The sequence below is a fragment of the Flammeovirga sp. SubArs3 genome, assembly GCF_947387565.1.
In the GTDB taxonomy this organism is placed as follows: Bacteria; Bacteroidota; Bacteroidia; order Cytophagales; family Flammeovirgaceae; genus Flammeovirga; species Flammeovirga agarivorans.
Genome location: NZ_CANDOA010000009.1, coordinates 180,103 through 204,820 on the forward strand (window position 1 = coordinate 180,103; position 24,718 = coordinate 204,820).

22 protein-coding genes are annotated in these 24,718 nt (G+C 35.5%); 6 read left to right on the forward strand and 16 right to left on the reverse strand.

The window, feature by feature from the left end:
- Window positions 1-23 precede the first annotated feature (23 nt).
- From QL232_RS22020 to QL232_RS22030, 3 genes are all read right to left on the reverse strand, one after another.
- Window positions 24-1,238, reverse strand: coding sequence for an HD domain-containing protein (locus tag QL232_RS22020; protein WP_281615795.1), 1,215 nt, complete (start codon window positions 1,236-1,238; stop codon window positions 24-26).
- Window positions 1,239-1,242: 4 nt separating this feature from the next.
- Entirely contained in the window at window positions 1,243-3,006 is a 1,764-nt protein-coding gene (locus QL232_RS22025; protein ID WP_281615796.1) for an outer membrane protein transport protein, read from the reverse strand.
- 122 nt (window positions 3,007-3,128) lie between these two features.
- On the reverse strand, window positions 3,129-4,115 hold the full coding sequence (locus QL232_RS22030; protein WP_211093417.1) for a hypothetical protein: 987 nt from the start codon (window positions 4,113-4,115) through the stop codon (window positions 3,129-3,131).
- A 197-nt stretch (window positions 4,116-4,312) separates the two neighbouring features.
- Here QL232_RS22030 and proS point away from each other — a divergent pair, with 197 nt between their 5' ends.
- The 3 genes from proS to QL232_RS22045 all read left to right on the forward strand — a co-directional run bounded on the left by proS (window position 4,313) and on the right by QL232_RS22045 (window position 7,582).
- On the forward strand, window positions 4,313-5,788 hold the full coding sequence (gene proS, locus QL232_RS22035) for a proline--tRNA ligase (RefSeq protein WP_168885232.1): 1,476 nt from the start codon (window positions 4,313-4,315) through the stop codon (window positions 5,786-5,788).
- Window positions 5,789-5,817: 29 nt separating this feature from the next.
- Window positions 5,818-6,525 carry a NeuD/PglB/VioB family sugar acetyltransferase gene (locus QL232_RS22040; protein ID WP_348646760.1) on the forward strand — a complete coding sequence of 236 codons (708 nt, stop codon included), beginning with the start codon at window positions 5,818-5,820 and terminating at the stop codon, window positions 6,523-6,525.
- An 85-nt stretch (window positions 6,526-6,610) separates the two neighbouring features.
- Window positions 6,611-7,582: a radical SAM protein gene (locus QL232_RS22045; RefSeq protein ID WP_281615797.1), complete on the forward strand. Its 972-nt coding sequence runs from the start codon at window positions 6,611-6,613 to the stop codon at window positions 7,580-7,582.
- Here QL232_RS22045 and QL232_RS22050 read toward each other — a convergent pair whose 3' ends face one another.
- The 3 genes from QL232_RS22050 to serS all read right to left on the reverse strand — a co-directional run bounded on the left by QL232_RS22050 (window position 7,583) and on the right by serS (window position 10,593).
- Window positions 7,583-8,689, reverse strand: a complete 1,107-nt coding sequence (locus QL232_RS22050; RefSeq protein ID WP_281615798.1) for an acyloxyacyl hydrolase — start codon at window positions 8,687-8,689, stop codon at window positions 7,583-7,585.
- 230 nt (window positions 8,690-8,919) lie between these two features.
- Window positions 8,920-9,177, reverse strand: coding sequence for a 30S ribosomal protein S20 (rpsT, locus tag QL232_RS22055; RefSeq protein WP_168885236.1), 258 nt, complete (start codon window positions 9,175-9,177; stop codon window positions 8,920-8,922).
- A 141-nt stretch (window positions 9,178-9,318) separates the two neighbouring features.
- Window positions 9,319-10,593 (reverse strand): serine--tRNA ligase, encoded by a 1,275-nt coding sequence (gene serS, locus QL232_RS22060; RefSeq protein ID WP_168885237.1) that lies wholly within the window; start codon window positions 10,591-10,593, stop codon window positions 9,319-9,321.
- A 101-nt stretch (window positions 10,594-10,694) separates the two neighbouring features.
- On the opposite strand from serS, the gene QL232_RS22065 reads away from it, so the two are divergent.
- Both QL232_RS22065 and QL232_RS22070 read left to right on the forward strand, forming a co-directional pair.
- Entirely contained in the window at window positions 10,695-11,498 is an 804-nt protein-coding gene (locus QL232_RS22065; protein WP_168885238.1) for a sulfite exporter TauE/SafE family protein, read from the forward strand.
- Complete coding sequence (locus QL232_RS22070) at window positions 11,474-12,433, forward strand: hypothetical protein (protein WP_168885239.1); 960 nt, start codon at window positions 11,474-11,476, stop codon at window positions 12,431-12,433. The genes QL232_RS22065 and QL232_RS22070 overlap by 25 nt, the downstream gene beginning before the upstream one ends.
- Window positions 12,434-12,503: 70 nt before the next feature.
- On the opposite strand, the gene QL232_RS22075 is transcribed toward QL232_RS22070, so the two are convergent.
- Complete coding sequence (locus QL232_RS22075; protein ID WP_168885240.1) at window positions 12,504-13,622, reverse strand: Na/Pi symporter; 1,119 nt, start codon at window positions 13,620-13,622, stop codon at window positions 12,504-12,506.
- A gap of 170 nt (window positions 13,623-13,792) precedes the next feature.
- On the opposite strand from QL232_RS22075, the gene QL232_RS22080 reads away from it, so the two are divergent.
- Window positions 13,793-14,491 (forward strand): SAM-dependent methyltransferase, encoded by a 699-nt coding sequence (locus tag QL232_RS22080; protein ID WP_281615799.1) that lies wholly within the window; start codon window positions 13,793-13,795, stop codon window positions 14,489-14,491.
- Between the two features lie 1,247 nt (window positions 14,492-15,738).
- On the opposite strand, the gene QL232_RS22085 is transcribed toward QL232_RS22080, so the two are convergent.
- The 9 genes from QL232_RS22085 to rplB all read right to left on the reverse strand — a co-directional run bounded on the left by QL232_RS22085 (window position 15,739) and on the right by rplB (window position 24,578).
- Window positions 15,739-16,602, reverse strand: coding sequence for a M28 family peptidase (locus tag QL232_RS22085; protein ID WP_168885242.1), 864 nt, complete (start codon window positions 16,600-16,602; stop codon window positions 15,739-15,741).
- 111 nt (window positions 16,603-16,713) lie between these two features.
- Window positions 16,714-17,817 (reverse strand): helix-hairpin-helix domain-containing protein, encoded by a 1,104-nt coding sequence (locus tag QL232_RS22090; protein WP_281615800.1) that lies wholly within the window; start codon window positions 17,815-17,817, stop codon window positions 16,714-16,716.
- 62 nt (window positions 17,818-17,879) lie between these two features.
- On the reverse strand, window positions 17,880-18,542 hold the full coding sequence (locus tag QL232_RS22095) for a glucosaminidase domain-containing protein (RefSeq protein WP_281615801.1): 663 nt from the start codon (window positions 18,540-18,542) through the stop codon (window positions 17,880-17,882).
- A 76-nt stretch (window positions 18,543-18,618) separates the two neighbouring features.
- Window positions 18,619-20,163: a glycine--tRNA ligase gene (locus tag QL232_RS22100; protein ID WP_281615802.1), complete on the reverse strand. Its 1,545-nt coding sequence runs from the start codon at window positions 20,161-20,163 to the stop codon at window positions 18,619-18,621.
- A gap of 274 nt (window positions 20,164-20,437) precedes the next feature.
- Window positions 20,438-21,841, reverse strand: a complete 1,404-nt coding sequence (locus QL232_RS22105; RefSeq protein WP_168885245.1) for a sodium-dependent transporter — start codon at window positions 21,839-21,841, stop codon at window positions 20,438-20,440.
- Window positions 21,842-22,277: 436 nt separating this feature from the next.
- A complete protein-coding gene (rpsC, locus tag QL232_RS22110; protein ID WP_168885246.1) occupies window positions 22,278-23,054 on the reverse strand; it encodes a 30S ribosomal protein S3 in 777 nt (258 codons plus the stop codon).
- A 14-nt stretch (window positions 23,055-23,068) separates the two neighbouring features.
- Entirely contained in the window at window positions 23,069-23,467 is a 399-nt protein-coding gene (rplV, locus tag QL232_RS22115) for a 50S ribosomal protein L22 (protein ID WP_168885247.1), read from the reverse strand.
- Complete coding sequence (gene rpsS / locus QL232_RS22120) at window positions 23,467-23,745, reverse strand: 30S ribosomal protein S19 (RefSeq protein ID WP_066212191.1); 279 nt, start codon at window positions 23,743-23,745, stop codon at window positions 23,467-23,469. The genes rplV and rpsS overlap by 1 nt, the downstream gene beginning before the upstream one ends.
- Before the next feature lie 8 nt (window positions 23,746-23,753).
- Complete coding sequence (gene rplB, locus QL232_RS22125) at window positions 23,754-24,578, reverse strand: 50S ribosomal protein L2 (protein ID WP_168885248.1); 825 nt, start codon at window positions 24,576-24,578, stop codon at window positions 23,754-23,756.
- Window positions 24,579-24,718: the final 140 nt, after the last annotated feature.

A 24,718-nucleotide genomic window follows, 5' to 3' on the forward strand; every position in this document is an offset into this window, starting at 1 on the left:
TTGTCTACAGACAAAAAATCACGCTAAGATACAACTTTGGGTTGGCATAGGTAATATTTTGTGACAATTTTCGTTAATGCCTCAATATTTGGTAAGTCAGAAGCATCAGAAATATCAATAATTGCCCCACCTTTCATCTTTACCTTAATATTCTCTCTATCAGATGTATAAGCAGCATTACTTACACTCCCTTTGAGGCAAAGGAAAGACAAATCTTCCTTTTCAAAACCTTTTGATAATAATTTTTCTTGAACAGATTTTAACTTTTCCTCATCGATTTCTTCAATTGACATATCAACATTGAAAAGTTTTCTATTTAATAGACCATCAATAAGTAATCTCAATACTGGATCATCACCAAATTGCCAACTTTTTAAAGCTGTCCAAATATTATAGTCATCCAATTGTAAGTAATGTTCTACAATGGAACTGTCATTTTCAAAATCTGCTTTTGTGATAGATTGAGTTAGAAAGAATTTCAAGTTAGGATCACACACTAAATCAATTCCTTTAGCTAATAAATACTTAGCTCTTCTAATTACACTTTGTAGCATTAATTCTGCCGCCAAACCTGTTCTATGCAAGTAAACCTGCCAATACATCATTCGACGAGCATTTAAAAAACGATCGATGCTATAAATACCTTTTTCTAAGACAACTATATCATCATCATGGACATCTAACATCCTGATTATTCTGCTTGCTCCTACACTGCCTTCTACTACTCCTGAAAAAAAGCAATCTCTCTGCAAATAATCCAGTCGATCCATATCCAGTTGACTAGAAACCATTTGATGAAAAAACTTTCTCTGATAATCCCCTGTGAACATATCAATAGCCATTTGTAAACGGCCATCCATCTCATCGTTCAATCGGTGCATTAAAAATAAAGAAAGCTCTTCGTGATGTACATCCAATAGTATGTGTTCTAAAGCATGAGAAAAAGGACCATGCCCTACATCATGCAATAGAATAGCAATCATTGCAGCCTCTTTTTCCTCTTTTGATATTTCTGTACCTTTTCTTACCAACGACTCGATAGCAGACTTCATTAAATGCATTGCACCTAATGCATGACTAAATCTTGTATGCTGTGCTCCGGGATAAACCACACTTGAGCACCCCATCTGCTTAATTCTAGTCAGTCTTAAAAATATTGGGTGATTAACCAGTTCTAGTATTAGCTCTGAATCAATAGAGACGAACCCATAAATTGGGTCGTTGATAATTTTGTACATAGTATTAAAAGCGTTTACCTATACTTAATTGTAATTCAGTACGAGTATTATTTACATCTGCTATAGGATAAATTAAAATAGTTTGCCCATCCTGAGATGCATTATCAGATAATTGATACGGACTGTCTATACTTTTCCATGTACTGAAGATCACAGCAAAGTCCATATAAAATTTCTTATTTCTATAACCTAATCCTCCGGTATAGAACTGTTTACTTTGGTCAACTCCTAAATTATACTCCTCTTTGTGAGGATCTTGATAATAGGCAAAACCACCTCTCAACATAAACTTAGGATTTAATCTATATTCTGCACCTAGTCTAATATTGATGGTATTTCTATACTCTTCACCTAAAATAAAGTTATCTCCTTCAAAATTTAATGGAACAGTAAATGCATCAAAAGTGCCTTCCAAATATACAGTCTCTCCCTTGTTAATCTTCATTGCAGAGTAACCTACATATTCTACATCAGCAGTAATAAAGCCTTTTTTACCTAAAAATGCTGAGATACCACCAGACGTTTTCCAAGGTGTATTTAAGTTATAGTTTGTTCTTAAACGCTCATGAGAAGCTGTCTTCATTCCATTATATGATCCTGTATCAGAAGCGTTCGGATTGCTCAACAATGCTCCTTCAGGGTTATATACATTGGTGGTATAATTTCCATTAGGATCCGTCACAAATTGATTTTGTTGGTATTCAGCATCATCCCATGACTTGTTATCATAATCCCTTGCCATAGTAGCTTGATAATAGTCTGTAAGTGCATACCAAGTTGGAGAAGTATAAGTAGCACCAATTCTAATCGCATCAACTGGTCTCCAAATTAATCCTACAGAAAGGTTAACACCCCAACCATTAGTTTGAAAATCTTCAGCTAAACCTAAGTAAGTTAACTCTTCATTTCTTAACTCATAATATTCAGTTGTTTTTGAGTAGTTCACATTTTGAACTCCAAACTTAGCTCCTAAATATAATTTATCATCATAGTTTGCTCCATAGGCAAACGTTGTCTCATATTGTCCTCCTCTAGTCTTTACAGATTGCTTTCTTTCTTGAATTGGTGTTGAAGGCACTCCATATCCATTATCTCTATCAGCAATAAAATAGTAATTATAACTATCAGGATCATCTCCATATACTGGCTTAATCAAATCAATAGCATAAGCCATTTCTGCTAAAGAGAATAAAGCATAACCATTGTTGTAATCCTGTAATGCTAAATCCATGTTCGATTTTGCAATACCAAAGGCAGATTCTTCTAAGTAATTCAATAAAGAAGTCGGGTTACTTCCATCCTCTATATAAGTCAAGTCACTATTATAATCAGCAATTCTATTGAAAGTAATGGCAAAAGAACCACCTCTCCATTTACTGCCGCTATTATTATCAGACTTTGATTTGGCCCAAACAATACCTAATTCAGGAAGAAAAAATCTAGTTTGGTTAGCATCTCCTGTAATACCATTACCAGAAGCTTCTGTCCCTGTCATTCCTATACCCATAGAAACGTGGTATTCCGACTTTCTGAAAAAACCTAATCCCGCAGGGTTAAGCATGGCATGGGAAATATCACCACCTAAGGATACACCTGCTCCACCAATCGCTCGGATTCTTGATGATCCTGCTAAATTCTGCTGAGAAAATCTCACTGCATCATTATAGTAACCAATCGGTGGATATAAATTTTGTGCGTATGTTGATAAGCTAAAAATTAGGAATAATGCACTTAAAAAAAATAATCTCCTATAAGTTCTATTTATCATATTTTTATTGATGAGTATTTTCAAAAAAACGAGGAGAGGGCTTGTTGTTTGTTATATACAAATTTATAAAAAAAGGATGTTCCATAACTAGAAACATCCTTATTAATTTCTTTACAGATGAACTATCTTCTTCTAACAGATCTTCCTGCAGATCCTGAGCTTCTACCTGCTCCTCCAGATGGAGATGATCTAAATGATGAATTACTGTTATAAGATGGTCTGTTAAAGTTGTTATTTTTAAATGGATCAGAAGATGGTCTACTTTGGTTCCAACCAGAATTCTGTCTTGTTCCATTATTAACTCTCGATGAAGACGCTGTTCCTGTAGGTTGTTGATACCTAGAAGGGTAACGCAACTGCTTATTTGCTGGGCTATTTACACGAGTTCTTACATTATTAACTCTCGCCGTATACTCCGGTGATCTGTTAACAACAACTCGTCCACCTGGATAATATCCATATCCTGGGTATCCATAACCAGGATACATACCCATTCCGTAACCTGGATATCCATAACCATATCCCGGATACATACCCATGCCATAGCCTGGATACATGCCCATTCCGTAACCAGGGTACATTCCCATACCATAGCCAGGGTAACCCCAACCAGGATACATGCCCATACCCATTCCCATTCCAATACCTAAACCAAGCTGGAATGCTGAACTGTTTCCAAAGCCAATACCAATACTTGTTCCTGTACCAAAAGTACCTGCACTCATGCCAAGACTAATTGAAGGATTAGAGAAAAATCCTCCTTTCTTAGATGTACCTGCTTGTTCAGCAATACTTACACCTTGTGTTGCTTCCATGTATGCATTTCCTTCAGTAGGAATAGAAGTAGGGATTACTCCTTCTTCAGTTACATAATAATTATATCCGTATCCTGTGCCTACACCATCAGGATTTGAAAATCTGCTTTGTGGATTTTGCCTGTCTGGTGAAGCCGGAAAATTGTGCGATCCTAAGTCTGCTGGAACAGCAATAGGCTTAGCACTTAATGCTTCTCTATCCGCCTTTGTAAAATACATGTCGTCGAACTCCTGACCAAAAGAAGTAGAAACGGCAAATAAAGTACTGAGAGCGGTGTATATCCATTTATTCATAATAAACCTAGTTACATTGGTTTTAAATCAGCAAGAGGACAAAAAATTATTATATTTGCAAACCTCTTGTGAAGCACAAAAATTAGGTTAGTGATAGCTTCTTTACAAATATAAGAATATTAAGCAATATATCATTAACTTTAACAGTTCAAGAGGCTTAAACAAAGATTGTAATCAATTTCAGATAATTATATACCATGGCAAAAGGCTTACCTAAGAGAAGCGACGATTACTCAGCTTGGTACAACGAGTTAGTAAAAAAGGCGGATTTAGCAGAGAATTCTGCAGTTCGTGGCTGTATGGTGATTAAACCATATGGTTATGCAATTTGGGAAAAAATGCAACAGACTTTAGACAAAATGTTTAAAGATACTGGTCACTCAAATGCTTACTTCCCCCTTTTAATTCCAAAATCTTATTTAAGCAAGGAAGCAGACCACGTAGATGGTTTTGCTAAAGAATGTGCAGTTGTTACACATTACCGCTTAAAGAATGCAGAGGATGGTTCGGGTGTTGTTGTAGACCCTGAGGCAAAACTAGACGAAGAACTAATCGTTCGTCCTACTTCTGAAACTGTAATCTGGAGTACTTATAAAAACTGGATTCAATCGTATAGAGACCTTCCTTTATTGGTAAACCAATGGGCTAACGTAATGCGTTGGGAAATGCGTACGCGTTTATTCTTACGTACTTCGGAGTTCTTATGGCAAGAAGGACATACTGCACACGCTACTAAAGACGAAGCTGTAGCAGAAACAAAACAAATGCTTGAAGTTTATGCAGACTTTGCTGAAAACTTCATGGGTGTTCCTGTAGTAAAAGGTGTAAAAACGGCAAACGAACGTTTTGCAGGTGCTGTAGATACTTTCTGTATCGAAGCAATGATGCAAGATGGTAAAGCATTACAAGCCGGTACATCTCACTTCTTAGGTCAAAATTTCGCAAAAGCATTTGATGTGAAATTCTCTGACAAAGACAACAAACTAGAACATGTTTGGGGTACTTCTTGGGGTGTATCTACTCGTTTAATGGGTGCGTTAATTATGGCTCACTCTGATGATGAAGGTTTAGTATTACCTCCAAAATTAGCTCCTATCCAAGTAGTAATTGTACCTATTTACAAAGGACAAGAACAATTGGATGCTATTTCTGAGAAAGCAAAAGAGATCCAAAAAGCATTACAAGCTTTAAATATTTCTGTGAAATTTGATGACCGCGACTCACTTCGTCCAGGCTTCAAATTTGCCGATTGGGAATTAAAAGGTGTTCCAGTTCGTATCGCTATGGGTCAACGTGACTTAGAAAACGGCACTGTTGAGATTGCTCGTAGAGATACAAAAGAGAAGAATACTCATCAACTTGACGGTGTTGTTGAAACTGTTCAGCAATTATTGGATGAGATCCAAGCTGCTATTTACAACAAAGCATTAGACTACCGTGAGTCTCATATCACAAAGGTTGAAAACTTTGATGAATTCAAAGATGTTCTTGAAAACAAAGGTGGTTTTATTGCTGCTCACTGGGATGGAACAACTGAAACAGAAGAGAAAATTAAGGATTTAACGAAAGCTACAATTCGTTGTATTCCTTTAAATAATGAGCAAGAAGAAGGTACTTGTATTTTAACAGGTAAACCATCTACTCAACGCGTTCTTTTTGCAAAAGCGTATTAATTTTTGCTCTATAAAACCTTTAGAAACGGATGGTATTTGTAAATTACAGATACTATCCGTTCTTTTTTAAAAGAACATTAAATCAATTACAAATAGATATTATGGAAATTAATCCTGTTATCATTTTCGGAGCTAGCGGATTAGGAAAAGCAGCTCTGGATATATTCAAGAGTCAAGACATTCTTGTTTTCTGTTTTCTTGATGCAGATGATGAATTACATGGTGCTGAAATTGGTGAAGTAACTGTAATGGGATCTCCATCAAACGATGGTTTCTTGAAGCATATTGGTAAAAAGTGTGATGCTTTTGTTGCTATTGAAGACCATGAAACACGCCAGCGCATTGTAAAAATGCTTAAAGAGCGTCGTAAAGTTCAGCCTGTTAACGCTATCCATAAAGATACTAGTATCTCTGAATCAGCATTTATTGGTTATGGAAACTTTATCAATGCAGGTGCCCGTCTAGGCTATGATGTAAAGATTTCAGACCACTGTATTATCCATTCAAACGCTGTACTAGAACATGATGCACAATTGGAAGAACTCGTAACTGTAGGTTCAGGTGCTATCATAGGTGCAGGTGCCAAAGTGGGTAAGGGTGCTCTTATTGGTTCGGGTGCTATCATCGCTCCAAATGTAATTATTGGAGAAGGTGCTCAAATTGGTCCTGGATCATTAGTAATGATGGAGGTAAAACCAAATACTACAGTATTTGGAATGCCTGCAAAGGAAATATAATATAGTTTTTGATTAGTAGACAATAGGTTATTTCAGCATTTTTGAATATTTCTTACTGTCTACTAATTCCTATTTACTAGTTAAGATGCGTCTCATTTCCCATCCTGTACTTTGTAATTATTACGTTACATATAGATGTAATGCAAAATGCCATTTTTGTGATATATGGGAAAAACCATCACCTTATATTACTCTTAAAGAAGCCGATCAGAACTTCAAAGACCTTAAGCGATTGGGAGTTAAAGTGATTGACTTTACAGGGGGAGAGCCTTTATTACATCAACAATTACATGAACTGTTATTACTAGCAAAAAAAAGAGGGTTTATCACTACTGTAACAACCAATGGACTCCTTTACCCAAAACGAGCAAAACAACTAAAAGGTCTCATTGATATGTTACACTTTTCTTTGGATTCTTTCGATAAAGAAGTACATGATAAAGGAAGGGGTGTTCAATGCTATGACAAGGTCTTAGAATCTATCAAGATTGCTTTATCGTTAGGAGAAAAGCCTGATATATTGTTTACTGCTATGGATAATAATATCAGTGAAATACAGCAGATCTATCAGCAAATTACACTTCCTAATAAACTCGTATTAATTATTAATCCAATCTTTGAATACGACAACATAGGATCTTCGTTAGGATCACAAGAAATCAATCATTTAAAGAAGTGGAAAAATAAAAAGTATGTTTTTCTAAATGATGCCTTCCTAGCTCTTAGAGAAGATGGAGGTAATCACATCGACCATCCTATTTGCAAAGCGGCTAGTTCAAGTATCGTCATCTCACCAAAAAATGAATTAACACTGCCTTGTTATCATTTAGGTAAAGATAAATTCCCTATAAATAATCAGTTGTTTGAATTATACCAGTCAAAAAAAATTCAGGCAATTGTCCAACAAGAAGGAAAATTGCCCGAATGTGAAGGCTGTGCAATTAACTGCTATATGCAACCTTCTTTTGGTGTTGAAATCAACAAATATTTTTGGAAATCCCTGCCCAGTACCATTAAATACAATTGGTGGAAAGGGACATGGAAAAATGTCTTCTAATTACATATTAGGACCTTTCTTCCCATACATTCTGAAACCTATACCCCACTCTACAAAGTCAGCAATAAAGCCTCCTGGAGTTTTTAGTGCTAAGTGAGCAAAGATTTTTCTTGTTAGATCATATCTACCGCCTACTCTTGCATACCAGCCACCACGGCCTTCTACATTCATAAATGGAACACCAACTTGTGTCACCAATGTAAAGCGATGTACTAATAACTCATGAGATACATGTATACCTGCATACCATAATTTACTGTTTGGTACTCCGTTTGGATATTGACTTTGATATTCTTCTACCAACGATCCGTCTCTAAAAATATCTATACCTAAACCGAATTTACCTTTATAACTGTAATGTCTTGCTACATCCATACCAATAGTAGCCACCCCATAATACTTTTCTCTATCTTCAATATCATACGGTGAAGTATTCCAACCTCCAGCACCAAAAACATAGTATTCCCAGAAAGGTTGAAATTCAGGTAAATCATATTGAACTGTTTTCACTCTTGGGTCTTGATCTTTCTTTAATGATCGTCCTCCTTTTTTAGGTACATAGCCATTAAAGTTATATTTTACTCCTAGATCTAAACCGTATAAGTTTACCCCTTTATTGGGCGTTCTAGTTCTTCCATTAGAAAAGTGAGTAAATAATAGACCAGCCGTACCATCCAATCGTCTTGAAATTTTAAACTGACCTTCTACTGAAACTGTAAAGTATACATTAAACTCACTACCAATTGCTGTTTGATCTGGATTTTCCTTTGGGTCGTAACCAAAGAAATCATAAGCTAAACCTACCCCTAAATCATAATTGAGACTCCACTTATTATATCTTTTAAATGGTGCATTAAAGAATCCATATACAGCAGATGGACTACCAAGAATATTAGCTTCAGGGTAAAATGTTGCTTGGTAAAGACCAAAACCATAACTAGGATAACCAAATAGCTCTTGCCACTTTTTTCTACCATAACCTTTCCAGCCCACTCTTAGTTCTAAGGCACTGAAATAGTTATTTTCTACTTCTTCTAAACCATCTACTCCTGTAGAAAAATGCCCGCCCCAATGTACTTTAGTTTGCCCAAAGATTTGCCTCGGCATTGTTTTATTTGAATCCGTCGTATCCGACTTTAAGAAATCATATGTTTGCGCTTGTATTGTGATTGAAAACAACAAAATAAAGCAAACACTTAATGATAATTGCTTGATATGCATAGTTAAAAAAGTATGTCGATGAATTGTTGAAAGATAATAGTGAAGATATAAAAAAAGGCCAAGATTTAAATAAACCTTGACCTGAATGTTTTTTCAACTAGTAGTTGACTTCTAAATTAAGCAGCAAGTTTGTTAACGTGCTTAGCTAATTTAGATTTTTTATTAGCTGCGTTCTTGTTATGAATGATGTTACGCTTAGCTAACTTGTCGATCATAGATGCAACTTTGTTATACAACTCAAGTGCTTCAGCGTGATCTTTTGTCTCACGTAAACGCTTAACAAAAGTACGAGTAGTTTTAAGTTGATATCTATTTCTCAAGCGCTTCGCCTCATTCGAACGAATTCTCTTTTTTGCTGACTTATGATTTGCCATTATATATAAGTATTAAAATTCTTAGATAAAGTCTGGTAGAACAATCCTCACGAACTTCTCCCAAACGGAATGCAAAAATATTGTATTTAAAATTAAAATACAAGTAACTAATACGTTAACAACGATAAATATTGCTATCTATCAGTCAATTATATCAAATCCTGTATATTTTTGAAGAACTTCAGGTACTAAAATCCCTTTTTCTGTCTGATTATTCTCTAAAATTGCAGCCAATACACGAGGCAATGCAAGAGCCGAACCATTCAGAGTATGAAGTAGTTGCGTCTTTTTATGATTATCTCTGTATCTTAATTTCAGACGGTTGGCTTGGTAATTTCCGAAGTTACTAATTGAAGAAACTTCTAACCAACGATCTTGTGCTGCAGAAAATACTTCTAAGTCGAAACAAAGATTAGCATTTACACTGAGGTCACCACTACATAACAATAATCTTCTGTATGGTAAACCTAATTTTTCAAGAAGCATTTCTACATGTTTCACCATTCTTTCGTGAGCATCTGCCGAATCTTCAGGTTTTTGAATTTCAACAATCTCTACTTTATCAAATTGGTGCAATCTATTTAAACCTCTTACGTGAGCTCCCCATGAACCAGCTTCACGACGAAAACATGGTGTATGCCCTGCCATTTTCTTTGGTAGTTCATTCTCTTGTAATAGATCACCTCTAAACATGTTTGTAATTGGCACTTCTGCAGTAGGAATCATGTAAAGGTTATCTGCCTCCATAAAGTACATTTGACCTTCTTTGTCTGGTAGCTGTCCAGTACCATATCCTGAAGCTTCATTAATTACAATTGGAGGTTGTACTTCTAAATATCCCGCAGTAACTGCCTCGTCTAAGAAAAAGCTGATTAAGGCTCTTTGCATACGAGCACCTTTCCCTTTGTAGAATGGGAATCCCGCTCCAGAAACTTTATTTCCTAATTCGAAGTCAATGATATCATATTGTTCGATTAAGTCCCAGTGAGGCTTTGCTCCCTCTGGTAAAGTTGGGATATCGCCCTTCTTATACATTTCTACATTTTCCTCATCAGTCTTACCTAATGGCACTGATGGGTGAGGAACGTTAGGAATGTGATATAATTTATCTTTTAGTTCGTTTTCAATCTCAGAAACTTTAGAGCTTAGATCTTTGGCCTTTTGTTTATTTTCAGAGGCAGAAGTTTTAGCTTTTTCAGCTTCTTCTTTCTTGCCTGATTTCATCAACATGCCAATTTCTTTAGCTGACTTATTTGCATCTGCTAAAGCATCATCTCTTTCCTTCTGGAAGCGACGACGATCTTCATCCAAGTTCAATACCTCTTCAATGATTTCTGCAGCATTTTCGATGTATCTTTTTTCTAAACCTTGGATTACTTCCTGTTTATTTTCTGATATATATGAAACTAATAACATTTTTGACCAATTTATTTGAATTTCAACCGCAAATATAGTTAACTTTTAATAGGTGCACTTACTAAATATTTCTAAAAAGAAATTAATCCTAAAAACTTTCCATGGATTCTCATCTATTTGACCCATCATCAATTGTTGCCTATGTAATTACTGGTATAATAGCTGGAATTGTAAATACTCTCGCAGGAGGCGGTTCATTATTCACACTATCATTGTTAATGTTTCTTGGTATGCCTGTTGGAATTGCCAATGGCACCAATCGCTTGGGTATTTTATTTCAAAATATAACCGGTACCTATACATTTTCTAAAAGTAACTTATTGGATATTCCGTCTTCAATGAAGTATGTAATTCCATCACTTTTAGGTGCCATTGTTGGGGCATTTACAGTAGCTGATATAGATGAACAAACATTACAATATATTATTGGTTCAATCATGACCGCCATGCTTTACCCAATTATTAAAGGCAATAAACAAAAGACTTCAATACACTTTTCTGCACATCAAAAACCTAGTTTTGTGATATGGAGAGACAATATCATCTTTTTCTGTATTGGTTTTTATGGTGGTTTTGTACAAGCAGGTATCGGAATTATGATTTTAGTAAGTGTCTCCAATCTAGGAAAAATGAGTTTAATTAGAGCTAATGCGGTAAAGATGCTGATCATTGCTGCGTATACATTCCCGGTGTTTTTAGTTTTTGTTTATAAAGGACAAGTTATATGGGTCGCAGCGATACTATTGGCTATTGGTCAAGTGATAGGCACATGGTTTGCAGGTAAGTTTGCATCAGGATCAGAAAAAGTCAATATATTTATAAAATGGCTACTTGTTTCTATGGTTGCTGTCTCAATTTTAAAAATGTTTGGTTTACTAACATGGTTAATAGAATATATCACATAAAATTCAATTCATTTCTTCTTATTGGAGTGATTTCGTTCTTTCTTCTTATCAGCATCAATTCTAATGCTCAAGAGAAAAGGACTGACCATACCTCAAGTCAATCAGAACACAGTAAAGTTGTCAAGCAGCATCAACAAAGAAGAAAAAATAAACAACTTAAAAAGAGTGCTACGAATAGTAACTCAGGAGTTTATTATTCTGATAAAAAAGCACAAACCAACCAACCATTAGAAGAGCAGAAAACAAAGAAAGGGGTACGTAATGCACACAAAACCAATCCTACTGTAAAGTTTTCAAGTGAGGCGAGAGAAAGTGTCTCAAAAGACATGAAGAAATTCAAACCTTATGTAAATGCAGATCCTAGAAATAAAAAGAAAGCAGTAAGTGAACATGGTAAAAACCCTGTTGTAATAAAAGTTGATCATACACAGAGAGATAAATCTGTGCAGAAACATAAAAATAATCCTGTAGAGGTTGTCGTAGATAAAACTACAGGAAAGAGGATGAATAAATCTTTCCAAAAATATAAAGGATATGTTGAAGTAGAGAAAAAGCCAGGAAGGAAAGTTGTTAAAGATGCTGCCGGCTACAAAGGATATGTAGTAGTAGAGAAAAAGCCAGGAAGAAAGGTAGTAAAAGATGCTGCAAAATATAGAGGATATGTTGTAGTAGACAGGTCTAGAAATCGACGTATTGCAAAAAAAGCAGCCAACTTCGAACCTAACTATATTAAAGTTAAACAACAGCTTACCTTAACAAAGATGCATTATGGTAAAGGGCATGGTAAAAATGCAGGTAAGCAAGTACAAAAACAAAGATTTGCCCCTCACTTCAAAACTGTCCAAAATTCTTCTATCAAAGGGAAAACCAACTCTATGAAAGAAAAGCCTATGAAATATACTTACAGTAAAGAAGAAGCCGAGATTTGGAATTAAATCCACTTTACTGTAAATAAAAAAGGTCTGTTTTCTAATATTGAAAACAGACCTTTTTTATTTAGGCTCATTATAAACTTATCCAAACGAGGATAAAAGGAACTACGAAGAATAAAGTAAATAGGTACAAGAAACCAAATATTCTATCTTTTGCAGCCATAAACCCTAATTTCTTAGCATACCAAATAGGTACTTTACGTATTCCAGGTATTAATATAAATATCAATACACCTAGGAAATTAAAAAGAAAATGGGTCAATGCAATCTCTACTCCAAACTCTGTACCTGTTGCCATAGCAGCAAAAAGTGCAGTAAAAGTAGTACCAACATTAGCCCCCATAATAAACATATATGCCCGAGGCAAAGTAATTTTCTTAGTAGCTGTTAAAGGTACAATCAATGATGATGTGATTGAACTTGACTGGACAATCGAAGTTAAAACTGTACCTGTGGTTAAAGCAACAGCATCATTCTTAAAAAAGAAACCTTCTCCTCTATTGAAATCCTTCCCTTCCATCAAGACTTGTTTAGTAACCCCTCCAATTAACTTCAAGGCTCCAACAATCATTAAAATTGCTATCAGTAAAATACCCCAAGGGTAATCGATCAAGTTTGAAAACAGTAGCTTTACCAATTTATCTAACCCTAAACCCACATTACTAAAGTAGTTTTTTGAAATCGCCATATCTGAAATATTGATACTAAAGGCAATTTTTTGTGAAAGGTTGGATAAAAAACCAGTAAATAACTCTAATGGTAAGAAAATTAAGGCTACACTAATATTAAAAAAGTCATGTAAAGCAGCTCCTGAGAGTGCTCTCATAAACACTGACTTTTCATCTATATATGATAATGCGACAATAGTGCTTGTAACTGTAGTACCAATATTGGCCCCCATGACGATAAAAACTGCGTCATCTAAAGACATATTTCCTGAAGCAACTGCTCCTACAACAATTGTTGTTACCGCAGAACTACTTTGAAATACTGCCGCCCCTAATAAACCAATAAAAAAGTAAATAAAAGGATTATGGGATACTTTAACTAAATCCTCAGCCCACTGTCCTCCTAATAATGTAAAAGAGTATTTCATTACTCCGAATGCTAAAAACATCACATAAAATGACGCCAACATTGCGAAGGTTTTCATGACAACACCTTTAACATCTATATTTTGTATATTCTTCAAATTATGTAGTTTATTGTATCGTCTAGAATTCTAGAATAATCCATTAAGCTCGCAAAAATAGTAAATTGTTTAATAGCTTTTAGAACATGGAATATTAATAAAAAATGAATTAATGTAATTTTACACAAAATTACATTATCTAGACAATTTTTATACTAAAATATAATAAAGTGAATTTATATCTAATCCCAAGTCTTCTAGCAGCAGATAGTTATGCTGTACTCCCTCCAGAGACAAAAGAAGCCATTCGTACAACAAAGTATTTCTTAGTAGAGGATTTAAGAACTGCTAGAAGGTTTATTGGAGGTTGGAAAGTTGAAGGTGTTACCGTACAGGAATTAAACTTTCAAATTCTGGATAAAAAGACAAAACCTGAACAAGTAGAGAAGCTTTTCAAAAATATTCCAAAAGGAGAAAATGTGGGTGTAATTTCAGAAGCCGGATGCCCAGGTGTTGCAGATCCCGGAGCACTAGCTGTTCAATATGCTCATAAAAGAAACATAAGAGTAAAACCTCTCGTAGGTCCATCATCAATTTTATTAGCACTAATGGCTTCAGGGCTTAGCGGCCAAAAGTTTGCTTTCCACGGATATCTTCCAATTCAGAAAGTAGATAAGGTCAAAGCAATGAAAAACCTTGAAAGGGATTCCTCTAAACTTTATCAAGCACAAATCTTTATGGAAACTCCATTTAGAAATGAAGCCATGATCGAAGACTTATGTAAAAACCTTTCTCCAACAACGAAACTATGCATTGCTTGTAATATCAATGCTGAAGATGAATACATCAAAACTAAAACACTTAAAGAATGGAGTAAAACAAAGGTGGATATTCATAAGAAACCAACCATATTTATTTTACAAGCCTAACTACACTTAAAAGTACCCTAACACTGATATTTTTTGTGTTAGATATAGAAAGCTTCCATACATGAAATGGAAGCTTTTTTTATTAAGAAATTCAAGAATTGAAATTTTACTAAAAGAGCCGTCTTATAAAAGGGTTGAATTGAAAATATATCAAACATTTTTACACAATTATATGAATATCATAAATATTCATTTATTTCATTGAAATATTTGCATTAAAAAATATAATTCCATTACTTTGTATCAACGAAAAGGGAAAAAGATTAAACGATAATCAAACCCCTCTAAGAAAACATAATACTGTAAGGTGATGAAACTGGCAGACATGCCCTCCTGTCTCGGGGGTGAAGAGTTCATGACAAACGCTGAGTAATGGGTTGACCACTGAAACGTGAGATGCACACACGATTTGCTCGGAGGCTAAATGCTTCGTGAAGGTTCGAATCCTTCCCTTACAGCTACACAAATTCTCAACCGGAGAATTAACTATTGAAATACACTGTAAGGTGATGAAACTGGCAGACATGCCCTCCTGTCTCGGGGGTGGAGGTTCACGATAAACACTTGGTAATGGGTTGACCACTAAACGTGCGATGCATACACGATTTGCCAAGAAGGCTAAGTACTCCGTGAAGGTTCGAATCCTTCCCTTACAGCTATACAAATTCTCAACCGGAGAATTAACTATTGAAATACACTGTAAGGTGATGAAACTGGCAGACATGCCCTCCTGTCTCGGGGGTGGAGGTTCGCGATAAACACTTGGTAATGGGTTGACCACTAAACGTGCGATGCATACACGATTTGTCAAGAGGCTAAGCACTCCGTGAAGGTTCGAATCCTTCCCTTACAGCTATACAAATTCTCAACCGGAGAATTAACTATTGAAATACACTGTAAGGTGATGAAACTGGCAGACATACCCTCCTGTCTCGGGGGTGGAGGTTCGCGATAAACACTTGGTAATGGGTTGACCACTAAACGTGCGATGCATACACGATTTGTCAAGGGGCTAAGCACTCCGTGAAGGTTCGAATCCTTCCCTTACAGCTACACAAATTCTCAACCGGAGAATTAACTATTGAAATACACTGTAAGGTGATGAAACTGGCAGACATGCCCTCCTGTCTCGGGGGTGGAGGTTCGCGATAAACACTTGGTAATGGGTTGACCACTAAACGTGCGATGCATACACGATTTGTCAAGAGGCTAAGCACTCCGTGAAGGTTCGAATCCTTCCCTTACAGCTACTTATTAAGCTTTCTATGGAGACGTAGGAAGCTTTTTTTGTTTGAGGCTTTATCCATGAAATTTAATATCATTTGGCTAGATTCTACGAAGAAACCAATGTCAATATTATCGAAAGTATCAGTCGTTCGATGGTAATGTTCATGTTCCTCTACACCAAAGTATACAAAAGGGACTCCTACTTTATGAAACTCTCCATGATCTGAAGAGTATACCCAATTATTTTGACCATCATCTCTTCTTCTATCATGTCCAAATTTCACCTTCATAGGTACCTTCGAAGCACTTTCTTGGATTAGTTTTCTATACTCATGATTATAATGAGTACCTGCTACCATAATTTCTTTTTTATCGCTGATGGATATCATATCCATATTGACAAAAAGAAACATACTTTCTACGGGTAAGAGTTGAGATTTTACAAAATAGTGAGAACCAGTACAACTCAATTCTTCAGCATCAAAAGAAAGAAAGACTACTGGATATAGTGGTGGGTTTTCTACAAATGATCTCGCTATTTCAAACAAAGCTGATACACCTGAAGCATTATCATCTGCTCCGTAATAAATATTTCCTCCAAAAGTACCTAAATGATCATAATGAGCACCGATTAGTAAACATCCTTCTGATGGGTTTTGCCATTCTGTTCCTTCAACATACCCAACAACATTATACCCTTTCGCTGTAATATTGAAAAGTCTATTATGAAAGTTAAAAGGTTGAATAAAGCTCCCTTGGTTTAAAGGTTTTAAACCAATTTCATTGAACATATTTGCTACATAATCTCTAGCCTTAAATCCACCTTTGGTATTTGTTCTTCTTCCTTCAAATTCTGGAGAAGATAATATTCTGGTGTTCGTCAATAGGTTAATAGGGTCAATTTTTCGGTTTTGACCTTTTAAGTATGAGGTGTTTAATAATATACAGATTAGAAATGCTATGATGAAGATTCGCGACATAATATGACATGATAATCATTTAATCTCTAAATATGGCAATATCTTCTTTAAATCATCCCATTTAAGGGGCTTAATTTTTAACAGATCCTTAAATTCTGAGTAATTACCATGTTGTTTTCTATAGTTTACAATCCACCTGGCCTGTCGATAAGACAGATATGGGTGCGTTGCTAATTGCTCAAAAGAGCAAGTATTGATATTTATCTTTATCACCGATTCTTGAGTGATAAATGTATGTTCATATAGTTTTTCTATACGGGTAGAATCTAATGAGAATACCTCTTTCAACTGATTCATGTGATAAAAACTACCACCTAATTTCCTTCTAAAATCTACGACTCTTTCAGCTGTTTTTTTTCCAACGCCATTTATTAGTCTCAATTCATCGACCGAAATTAAGTTTAAATTGAAAAGAATCTTTTTTTCTTTCTCCGTGGTTAACGAATCAGGTAAATCAATAAATTTTTTCCATTTTGAAAAACTTAATGAATCTATCCCATATAATTTTAAAAGATCATTTTTTACCTTAAAGTTCCCTCCATTACTACGGTAAGCTAACAAACTCTTGGTAAATCGAACTGTGAATCCAATACTGTCTAATAATTCTTCGGTCGCATCATTAGGATTAAAAAGAAAAGGGTTAAATACTTTTTTGGGCTTCTGAATGACGACATGAGGTGTTGGTCTGATACTTTTTTTCTTAACTGTAAATCCTTTATTAGTATCTTTTTTCCAAGGATGAATTACCAAGTACTCCGAGATTCTAGATAAAACCGCACTATCAATGCCATCAATAATTTCAAGGTCTGATATATTTGAAAATCGACCATACTTAAGCCTATAACGTACAATTTTATTCCCTAAATAATAAGGAATACCTATACTATTCCAATCTCGTGCTGTCGAGAAATTAGGGTCTATCTTTTTTACTTCTTTTTTATTGATTGAGGATAAATGAATATTTTGTATCATATTATTCTCCTCATTTTGCCGGGAAATAGAAATGTAGAAAATCAATAAGCATATAAATGAAATAATTAGGAGCAATAGTTGTACACTAATTAATGAATGCTTATTTAGAGATAAGCTTTCCATTAATTCAATCAATAGTTTTTTCACAAAGAGAGTTAGTAAGAGAATCGTTAAACAATGATATTAAGATTGAAGAGAGAGTTATTTTATTATTTTCTATCGTATTCGTATAAACGATATTGTTCTATAATACTGATTAATTTAGAAGGATACTTCGAGTCTGTAGCATAACCACACTTTCTAAGCCCTTTAGCCCAACCTTTATAGTCTGTTATTTTTAATTCAAATAATGGGGCATATCTACTTTTTCTTAAGAAATTCCCATGATCTTCATAAGAATCTAATACAGAATCATATACCCTAAAACATTCGTTAGGTCTATCATCATCATGGTCAAATGTATCACCATTCCAATTACTACCGCATTTTATACCAAAATGATTATTTGTGGCTCTAGCCAATTTACTATTACCAATACCTGACTCCAATACACCTTGAGCTAGTGTAATACTCGCTGGTACTTTTTTATGATGCATCGATTCTATCGCATACTTTTTATACATATCTACGTATTCTTGAACCGATAACTTTTTTCCTGGTGGTATCTTATCTTCTACATTTTTTCTTTTCTTACCTCCAGTTTCTGAGCTGTTATTATTAGATGGTACAGAATTATTACCTCCGTTTTCTGCTATTAATTTTTGATTCCTTCTCTCTACTCTTTTCTGATAAGTATACTGACTTGTCGTCTGACAAGCTGTTGAAAATAGTATAGATAGAATTACAATAAATTTTACGTAGTTTGTTCTCATTCTAAAAAATGACAATTATAAAAAAAGCTCAAGCACTTTTTAGAGCACTTGAGCTTAAATATACAAATTTAGTTCCTTAAACTAATTGCTTTAACAGGCTTGTTAATGAACAATTTTTGTCTAGGAATGCCTTCAATTCACTGATAGGTAATCTAAACTGCTCAGTAGTATCACGCTCTCTTACCGTTACAGTATTATCTTCTAGAGTTTGATGATCTACAGTTACACAGTAAGGAGTACCAATTAGATCCTGACGAGTATAACGCTTACCAATAGCATCTTTTTCTTCGTAAGATACGTTGTGATCAAATTTCACTTCGTTCATTACTTCTCTTGCCTTTTCAGGAAGACCATCCTTCTTCGTTAATGGGAATACAGCAGCTTTGATTGGTGCTAAACCTGGGTGGAATTTCAAGTAAGTTCTTGTCTTACCATCAACTTCTTCCTCAGTGAAAGCACCTGTCAAGATTGATAAGAACATACGGTCTAAACCAACTGAAGTTTCTACTACATATGGTACGACATTCTTACCTAATTCATGATCAAAATACTGAAGTTTCTTACCTGATAACTCTTGGTGAGCAGATAAGTCAAAATCAGTTCTTGAATGGATACCTTCTAATTCTTTTTGACCAAATGGGAATTTAAATTCGATATCTACAGCTGCATTTGCATAGTGAGCTGTTTTTAAATGGTCATGGAATACATAATTGTCAGGGTTACCAACAATAGTGTGGAACTTCATACGAGTCTCTTTCCAGAATTCATACCATTTCATCTCAGTACCTGGCTGAACGAAGAATTGCATCTCCATTTGCTCAAATTCACGCATACGGAAGATAAACTGACGAGCAACGATCTCATTACGGAATGCTTTACCAATTTGAGCAATACCGAAAGGAGGACGTTGTCTTGACGTATTCATTACATTCAAGTAGTTCACAAAGATACCTTGTGCTGTTTCAGGACGAAGGTAAACTTTGTTAGAATCACCTGCTACTGCACCTAGTTCTGTAGAGAACATTAAATTGAACTGACGTACATCGGTCCAATTACAAGTTCCAGAAATAGGACAAACGATATTGTTTTCTTCAATAATCGTTTTTAACCCTTCCATATCTTCGTTCTCTAAAGCAATTTTAAACTTTGCTTCGATCTCGTCGATTTTCTTCTGGTTTCTTAAAACATTAGGGTTAGTAGCTAGGAATTGCTCTTTATCAAAAGCATCTCCAAATTTCTTTTGAGCTTTAGTTACTTCTTTTACGATTTTAGCTCCATACTTAGCCATTAAATCTTCAATAAGAACGTCTGCTCTATATCTTTTCTTAGAATCTTTATTATCAACTAAAGGATCATTAAAAGCGTCTACGTGACCAGAAGCTTTCCATACTTTAGGATCCATAAAGATAGAGGCATCTAGACCTACAATGTTTTCGTGCATTTGCACCATTGAAGCCCACCAATACTTTTTAATGTTGTTTCTTAATTCAACACCATTTGATCCATAGTCGTATACTGCCTGAAGACCTCCATAGATTTCTGATGAAGGAAATACAAAACCATATTCTTTTGCATGAGATACGACCTTTTGGAACATATTCTCTTTATCTTGTTTAGCCATCTTAATAATGATCTTTTTTCAAAAATTCAGCCGCAAAATTAGTAAATCGTAGGAATTAAAACATTTAATTTTTTCGAAATGATTGAAAATCATAAAAAAGTAGATCAATTTTAACGATTCTACTAATCTTAAAGACCAGTCTTTATTTATTTCATTATGATACTAAGTGATTCTTAAGTATCACTTTAAAGTCAAAGTTAGATTATCAAATAAAAAAGGATACCAAATTTTGATATCCTCTTTCGTATATACTTATAAATCAATTTTCAGCATTTTATAGTCCTGCTAAAAGATCAATCCCTAAAAACTTATTGAATATTGTTACAATAGTAATCGCTCCTAAAATAATTGGTGCCATATACTTTAAGGCAAAAATCGTATAGTTTCCAATAAACGATTTGCTAAACCCTGGATTACCTTGTTCTACTTCTTTTTTGAAATTATCTCCCCTCCAAATCCAAGCTGTATAGATAGAAATAAAGAATCCACCTAATGGTAAGAAAGTATCTGATGCTAGGTTTTCAATGAAGTCCATAAACGATACTGTTTTACCACTACTATAAGTCATAAAATTAGTAAAGAAGTCTACCGTACCATTACCTAACATCGATGGAATACCTAAAGCAAAAACAACACCTCCAACTAACCATACAGCTCTGTTACGACGAATTTCAAACTCATCTACAACATAAGCTACAGGCACCTCCAATAAAGATACTGTTGAAGTTAACGCTGCAAAAGATAAAAGTACAAAGAATGAACCTCCGATAATTCTACCTAGCAATGGTCCTAACGATTCAAATGCACTTGGAAGAACTGTAAAAATTAAGCCTGCTCCACCACCAGAACCTTGTAGTCCTTGTGAGTAGATAAACGCAAACATCATTAAGCCTGCAATAAAGGCAATACCCACGTCAGTTAATAGAATCATTGCTGTTGACTGGGCGATATTATCTTTCTTTCCCACATAAGAACCATAAGTAATCAATGCACCCATACCCAATGATAAAGAAAAGAAAGCCTGTCCCATCGCTGAAAAAGCTACTTCAAAAGTGATTTCAGAAAAATCTGGGATTAAATAGAATTCTACACCACTCCAAGCACCATCTTGAGTTAAGGCATATCCCATTAATGACAAGATTAAAAACAATAATGAAGGCATTAATATTTTTGATGCTTTTTCAATACCACCAGAAACACCTTTCATTACGATATATATTGTTAGAAACATAAATACTGTAGAGAACGACAAGTTCAATTGCCAGTTACCTACAAAGTCTCCAAAGTTTTTTCCTAATTCAAAATTGCCCGAGAACATCTCTATGGCAAATCCTAAAGCCCAACCGGCTACTACATTATAAAATGATAATATTAAGGCTCCTGATAAGACACCCATTTTACCAACCCAAGACCAATTTTTATGTCCGTTGGCACTAAATGCACCTACTGCATTTTTATTAGTTTTTCTACCGATAGCAATTTCTGCCATCATCACCGGAAAACATAAAAGAAAACAGAAGCATAAATACATCATTACAAATGCACCACCTCCTCCATCTGCTACTTCAAAGGGGAACTTCCATATATTACCTAAACCTACTGCTGAACCTGCTGCTGCTAGTATAAATCCGATTTTGTTTGAGAAGCCACCTCGGCTACTGTCTGTTACCCCCGCCATATAGTTGTGTTATAATTCAATCGTGTGATAATAATTACAATGAGTTATCATAATCATTGCTCTGAAGAAGTTTAATGTTAGATCAGAAACAAATGAAGCCGCAATAAAATACTTATCTGCTTATGCTACAAGAATTTAGTCAAGCAAATGTTAAATATTATCACTTGTTATGTTGTGAATACTTAAAACAGAATAAAGTATAATATCAATCAATTCTACCCAAATTTTATTCTATAATTATTTTCTATGAATACAGAATAAATGTCTATTTAAATTAAAGTTTGATGTAAGAACAAATCTTAAAAAAGAGGCTTAATTTATATGATAATCCTTTGTCAATTTAATGATTAGTATATTAATTTCAGAATAAAAAAAGACCCAAGTAGTTTGAAACTACTTGGGTCCACCTGTCGGCTTGGTAATTTAACTTAGGTAATTACGCTTTAGCGTTACCACCTTTGTTTCCACCACCTTTTCTGCCACCACGGCCACCTCTACGACGGTCGCCACGCTTGTTACCTCTGTCGTTACCTCTACGGTTATCACGACGTCCAGTTTCAGCTTGAGGAGAAAGGTCTCTCTTACCTAATACTTCACCTTTGAATACCCAAACTTTGATACCAATGATACCATATACTGTAAGAGCTTCAGATAAAGCGTAGTCGATGTCCGCACGCAATGTATGCAATGGAATACGACCTTCTTTGTAAAGTTCAGTACGAGCCATTTCAGCACCACCCAAACGACCAGAAAGCTTTACTTTGATACCTTGAGCACCGTGACGAACAGCGTTAGCAATTGCTTGCTTCATCGCACGACGGTAAGATACACGGCTTTTCAATTGTTGAGCGATTGACTCACCGATTAATTTCGCATCAGTTTCAGGACGCTTAACTTCAGAGATGTTGATTTGAACATCCTTACCAGTTAAACGCTTTAATTCTTCCTTGATTTTATCAACCTCTGCACCAGCTTTACCAATAACTACACCTGGACGAGCCGTGTGAATAGTTAAAGTAACACGCTTGATAGTACGCTCGATAACTACACGAGAGATACCTGCACGTGGGTTCGGAAGACGAACTGCGATATATTTTCTGATCTTGTTATCCTCGACTAATTTGTCAGAGAAATCTTTTCCACCATACCAGCTAGACTCCCATCCTCTGATATAGCCTAAACGAAGACCAATTGGATTAATTTTTTGTCCCATGGGAAAAACTTATTTTAGTTGTCTGACTCGTTTGATTCTGTACCCTCAGCGACTACGTCGATAAGGCTTGTGTTACGAGCGTCTACTACCACTGTTACATGGTTTGAACGCTTACGGATTCTGTGAGCTCTACCTTGTGGAGCTGGACGGAAACGCTTTAATTGGCGACCACCAGTTACAAAGATTGATTTCACATATAAATCTGCATCTTCTACAGACTCGTCAGGATTTTTGTTTTCCCAGTTTGCCACAGCAGAAAGAATTAACTTTTCTACTAGAGGAGCACCAGCTTTTTGAGCATAACGGAGTGTATTCAGTGCATCAATAACTTGCACACCTCTTACTGCGTCCGCTACAAGCATCATCTTGCGTGGAGCGATAGGGCAATTGTTAAGTTTTGCTACTGCTTCCATTATTTTCTGCCTTTATCTTTTTTGTTGATGTGACCCTTGTATGTACGAGTTGGAGCGAATTCACCTAATTTATGGCCTACCATGTTTTCAGTAACATAAACAGGGATGAATTTATTTCCATTATGTACAGCAAATGTATGACCGATGAAATCTGGAGAGATCATAGATCTACGTGACCAAGTCTTAATAACAGACTTTTTCCCAGACTCATTAGCTGCGTCGATTTTCTTAACTAAACGAAAATCGATATAAGGTCCTTTCTTTAGCGATCTTGCCATAACTTAAATTACTTCTTTCTTCTTGAAACGATTAGTTTACTTGAATACTTCTTAGTATTACGTGTTTTCTGACCTTTAGCGTAAACACCAGTACGAGAGCGAGGGTGACCTCCTGAAGATTTACCTTCACCACCACCCATAGGGTGATCAACTGGGTTCATTGCAACACCTCTAACACGTGGTCTACGACCTAACCAACGCTTTCTACCTGCTTTACCTAAACGAACGTTCATGTGATCGCCGTTTGATACAGTACCGATTGTAGCGTAGCACTCTAAAAGTACTAATCTAGTTTCGCCTGAAGGTAATTTAATTGTAGCGTATCTACCAGTACGACCTAACAATTGAGCATAAGCACCAGCAGAACGTACCATAGCAGCACCTTTACCTGGTTTTAACTCAACGTTATGAATGATAGAACCTACAGGGATCTCAGACAATGGAAGTGTATTACCTACTTCTGGGGCTACACCTGGTCCAGACAAGATAGTCTGTCCAACTTGTAATCCTTCTGGAGCTACGATATACGTCTTAGCACCATCTACATAGTAGATTAAGGCAATACGAGCAGTACGGTTTGGATCGTACTCGATAGATTTCACGATACCAGGAACGCCATGCTTGTTACGCTTGAAGTCGATAACACGAAGACGACGCTTGTGTCCACCACCTCTGTTACGTACAGTCATTTTACCTGAGTTGTTACGACCACCAGAACGGTGCTTACCAACTGTCAGTGACTTCTCTGGTGTACTTTTCGTGATTTCCTCGAAAGTAGGAGCGATTCTGAATCGCTGTCCCGGAGTTGTGGGCTTTAACTTTTTAACAGCCATTTTTCAAACTTTCGTATTTGCTCTTACAGATCACTAGATAGGTTTTCCTAGCACATCTATACACAGCAAATTGGTTAAACTTATACCAATGTTCAGAGTCCGAAGACTCTGAACGAGATACTTTCAATTATAAGATCAGA

Bases quoted from the DNA above. Each gene is read 5' to 3' on its own strand.
- QL232_RS22020 (WP_281615795.1), bottom strand. From the start codon at position 1,238: ATGTACAAAATTATCAACGACCCAATTTATGGGTTCGTCTCTATTGAT.
- rpsS (WP_066212191.1), bottom strand. From the start codon at position 23,745: ATGGCAAGATCGCTAAAGAAAGGACCTTATATCGATTTTCGTTTAGTT.
- proS (WP_168885232.1), top strand. From the start codon at position 4,313: ATGGCAAAAGGCTTACCTAAGAGAAGCGACGATTACTCAGCTTGGTAC.
- QL232_RS22070 (WP_168885239.1), top strand. From the start codon at position 11,474: ATGGTTAATAGAATATATCACATAAAATTCAATTCATTTCTTCTTATT.
- rplV (WP_168885247.1), bottom strand. From the start codon at position 23,467: ATGGAAGCAGTAGCAAAACTTAACAATTGCCCTATCGCTCCACGCAAG.
- QL232_RS22045 (WP_281615797.1), top strand. From the start codon at position 6,611: ATGCGTCTCATTTCCCATCCTGTACTTTGTAATTATTACGTTACATAT.
- QL232_RS22030 (WP_211093417.1), bottom strand. From the start codon at position 4,115: ATGAATAAATGGATATACACCGCTCTCAGTACTTTATTTGCCGTTTCT.
- QL232_RS22095 (WP_281615801.1), bottom strand. From the start codon at position 18,542: ATGAGAACAAACTACGTAAAATTTATTGTAATTCTATCTATACTATTT.
- QL232_RS22025 (WP_281615796.1), bottom strand. From the start codon at position 3,006: ATGATAAATAGAACTTATAGGAGATTATTTTTTTTAAGTGCATTATTC.
- QL232_RS22065 (WP_168885238.1), top strand. From the start codon at position 10,695: ATGGATTCTCATCTATTTGACCCATCATCAATTGTTGCCTATGTAATT.
- rpsC (WP_168885246.1), bottom strand. From the start codon at position 23,054: ATGGGACAAAAAATTAATCCAATTGGTCTTCGTTTAGGCTATATCAGA.
- QL232_RS22105 (WP_168885245.1), bottom strand. From the start codon at position 21,841: ATGGCGGGGGTAACAGACAGTAGCCGAGGTGGCTTCTCAAACAAAATC.
- QL232_RS22100 (WP_281615802.1), bottom strand. From the start codon at position 20,163: ATGGCTAAACAAGATAAAGAGAATATGTTCCAAAAGGTCGTATCTCAT.
- QL232_RS22040 (WP_348646760.1), top strand. From the start codon at position 5,818: ATGGTATTTGTAAATTACAGATACTATCCGTTCTTTTTTAAAAGAACA.
- rplB (WP_168885248.1), bottom strand. From the start codon at position 24,578: ATGGCTGTTAAAAAGTTAAAGCCCACAACTCCGGGACAGCGATTCAGA.
- QL232_RS22050 (WP_281615798.1), bottom strand. From the start codon at position 8,689: ATGCCGAGGCAAATCTTTGGGCAAACTAAAGTACATTGGGGCGGGCAT.
- rpsT (WP_168885236.1), bottom strand. From the start codon at position 9,177: ATGGCAAATCATAAGTCAGCAAAAAAGAGAATTCGTTCGAATGAGGCG.
- serS (WP_168885237.1), bottom strand. From the start codon at position 10,593: ATGTTATTAGTTTCATATATATCAGAAAATAAACAGGAAGTAATCCAA.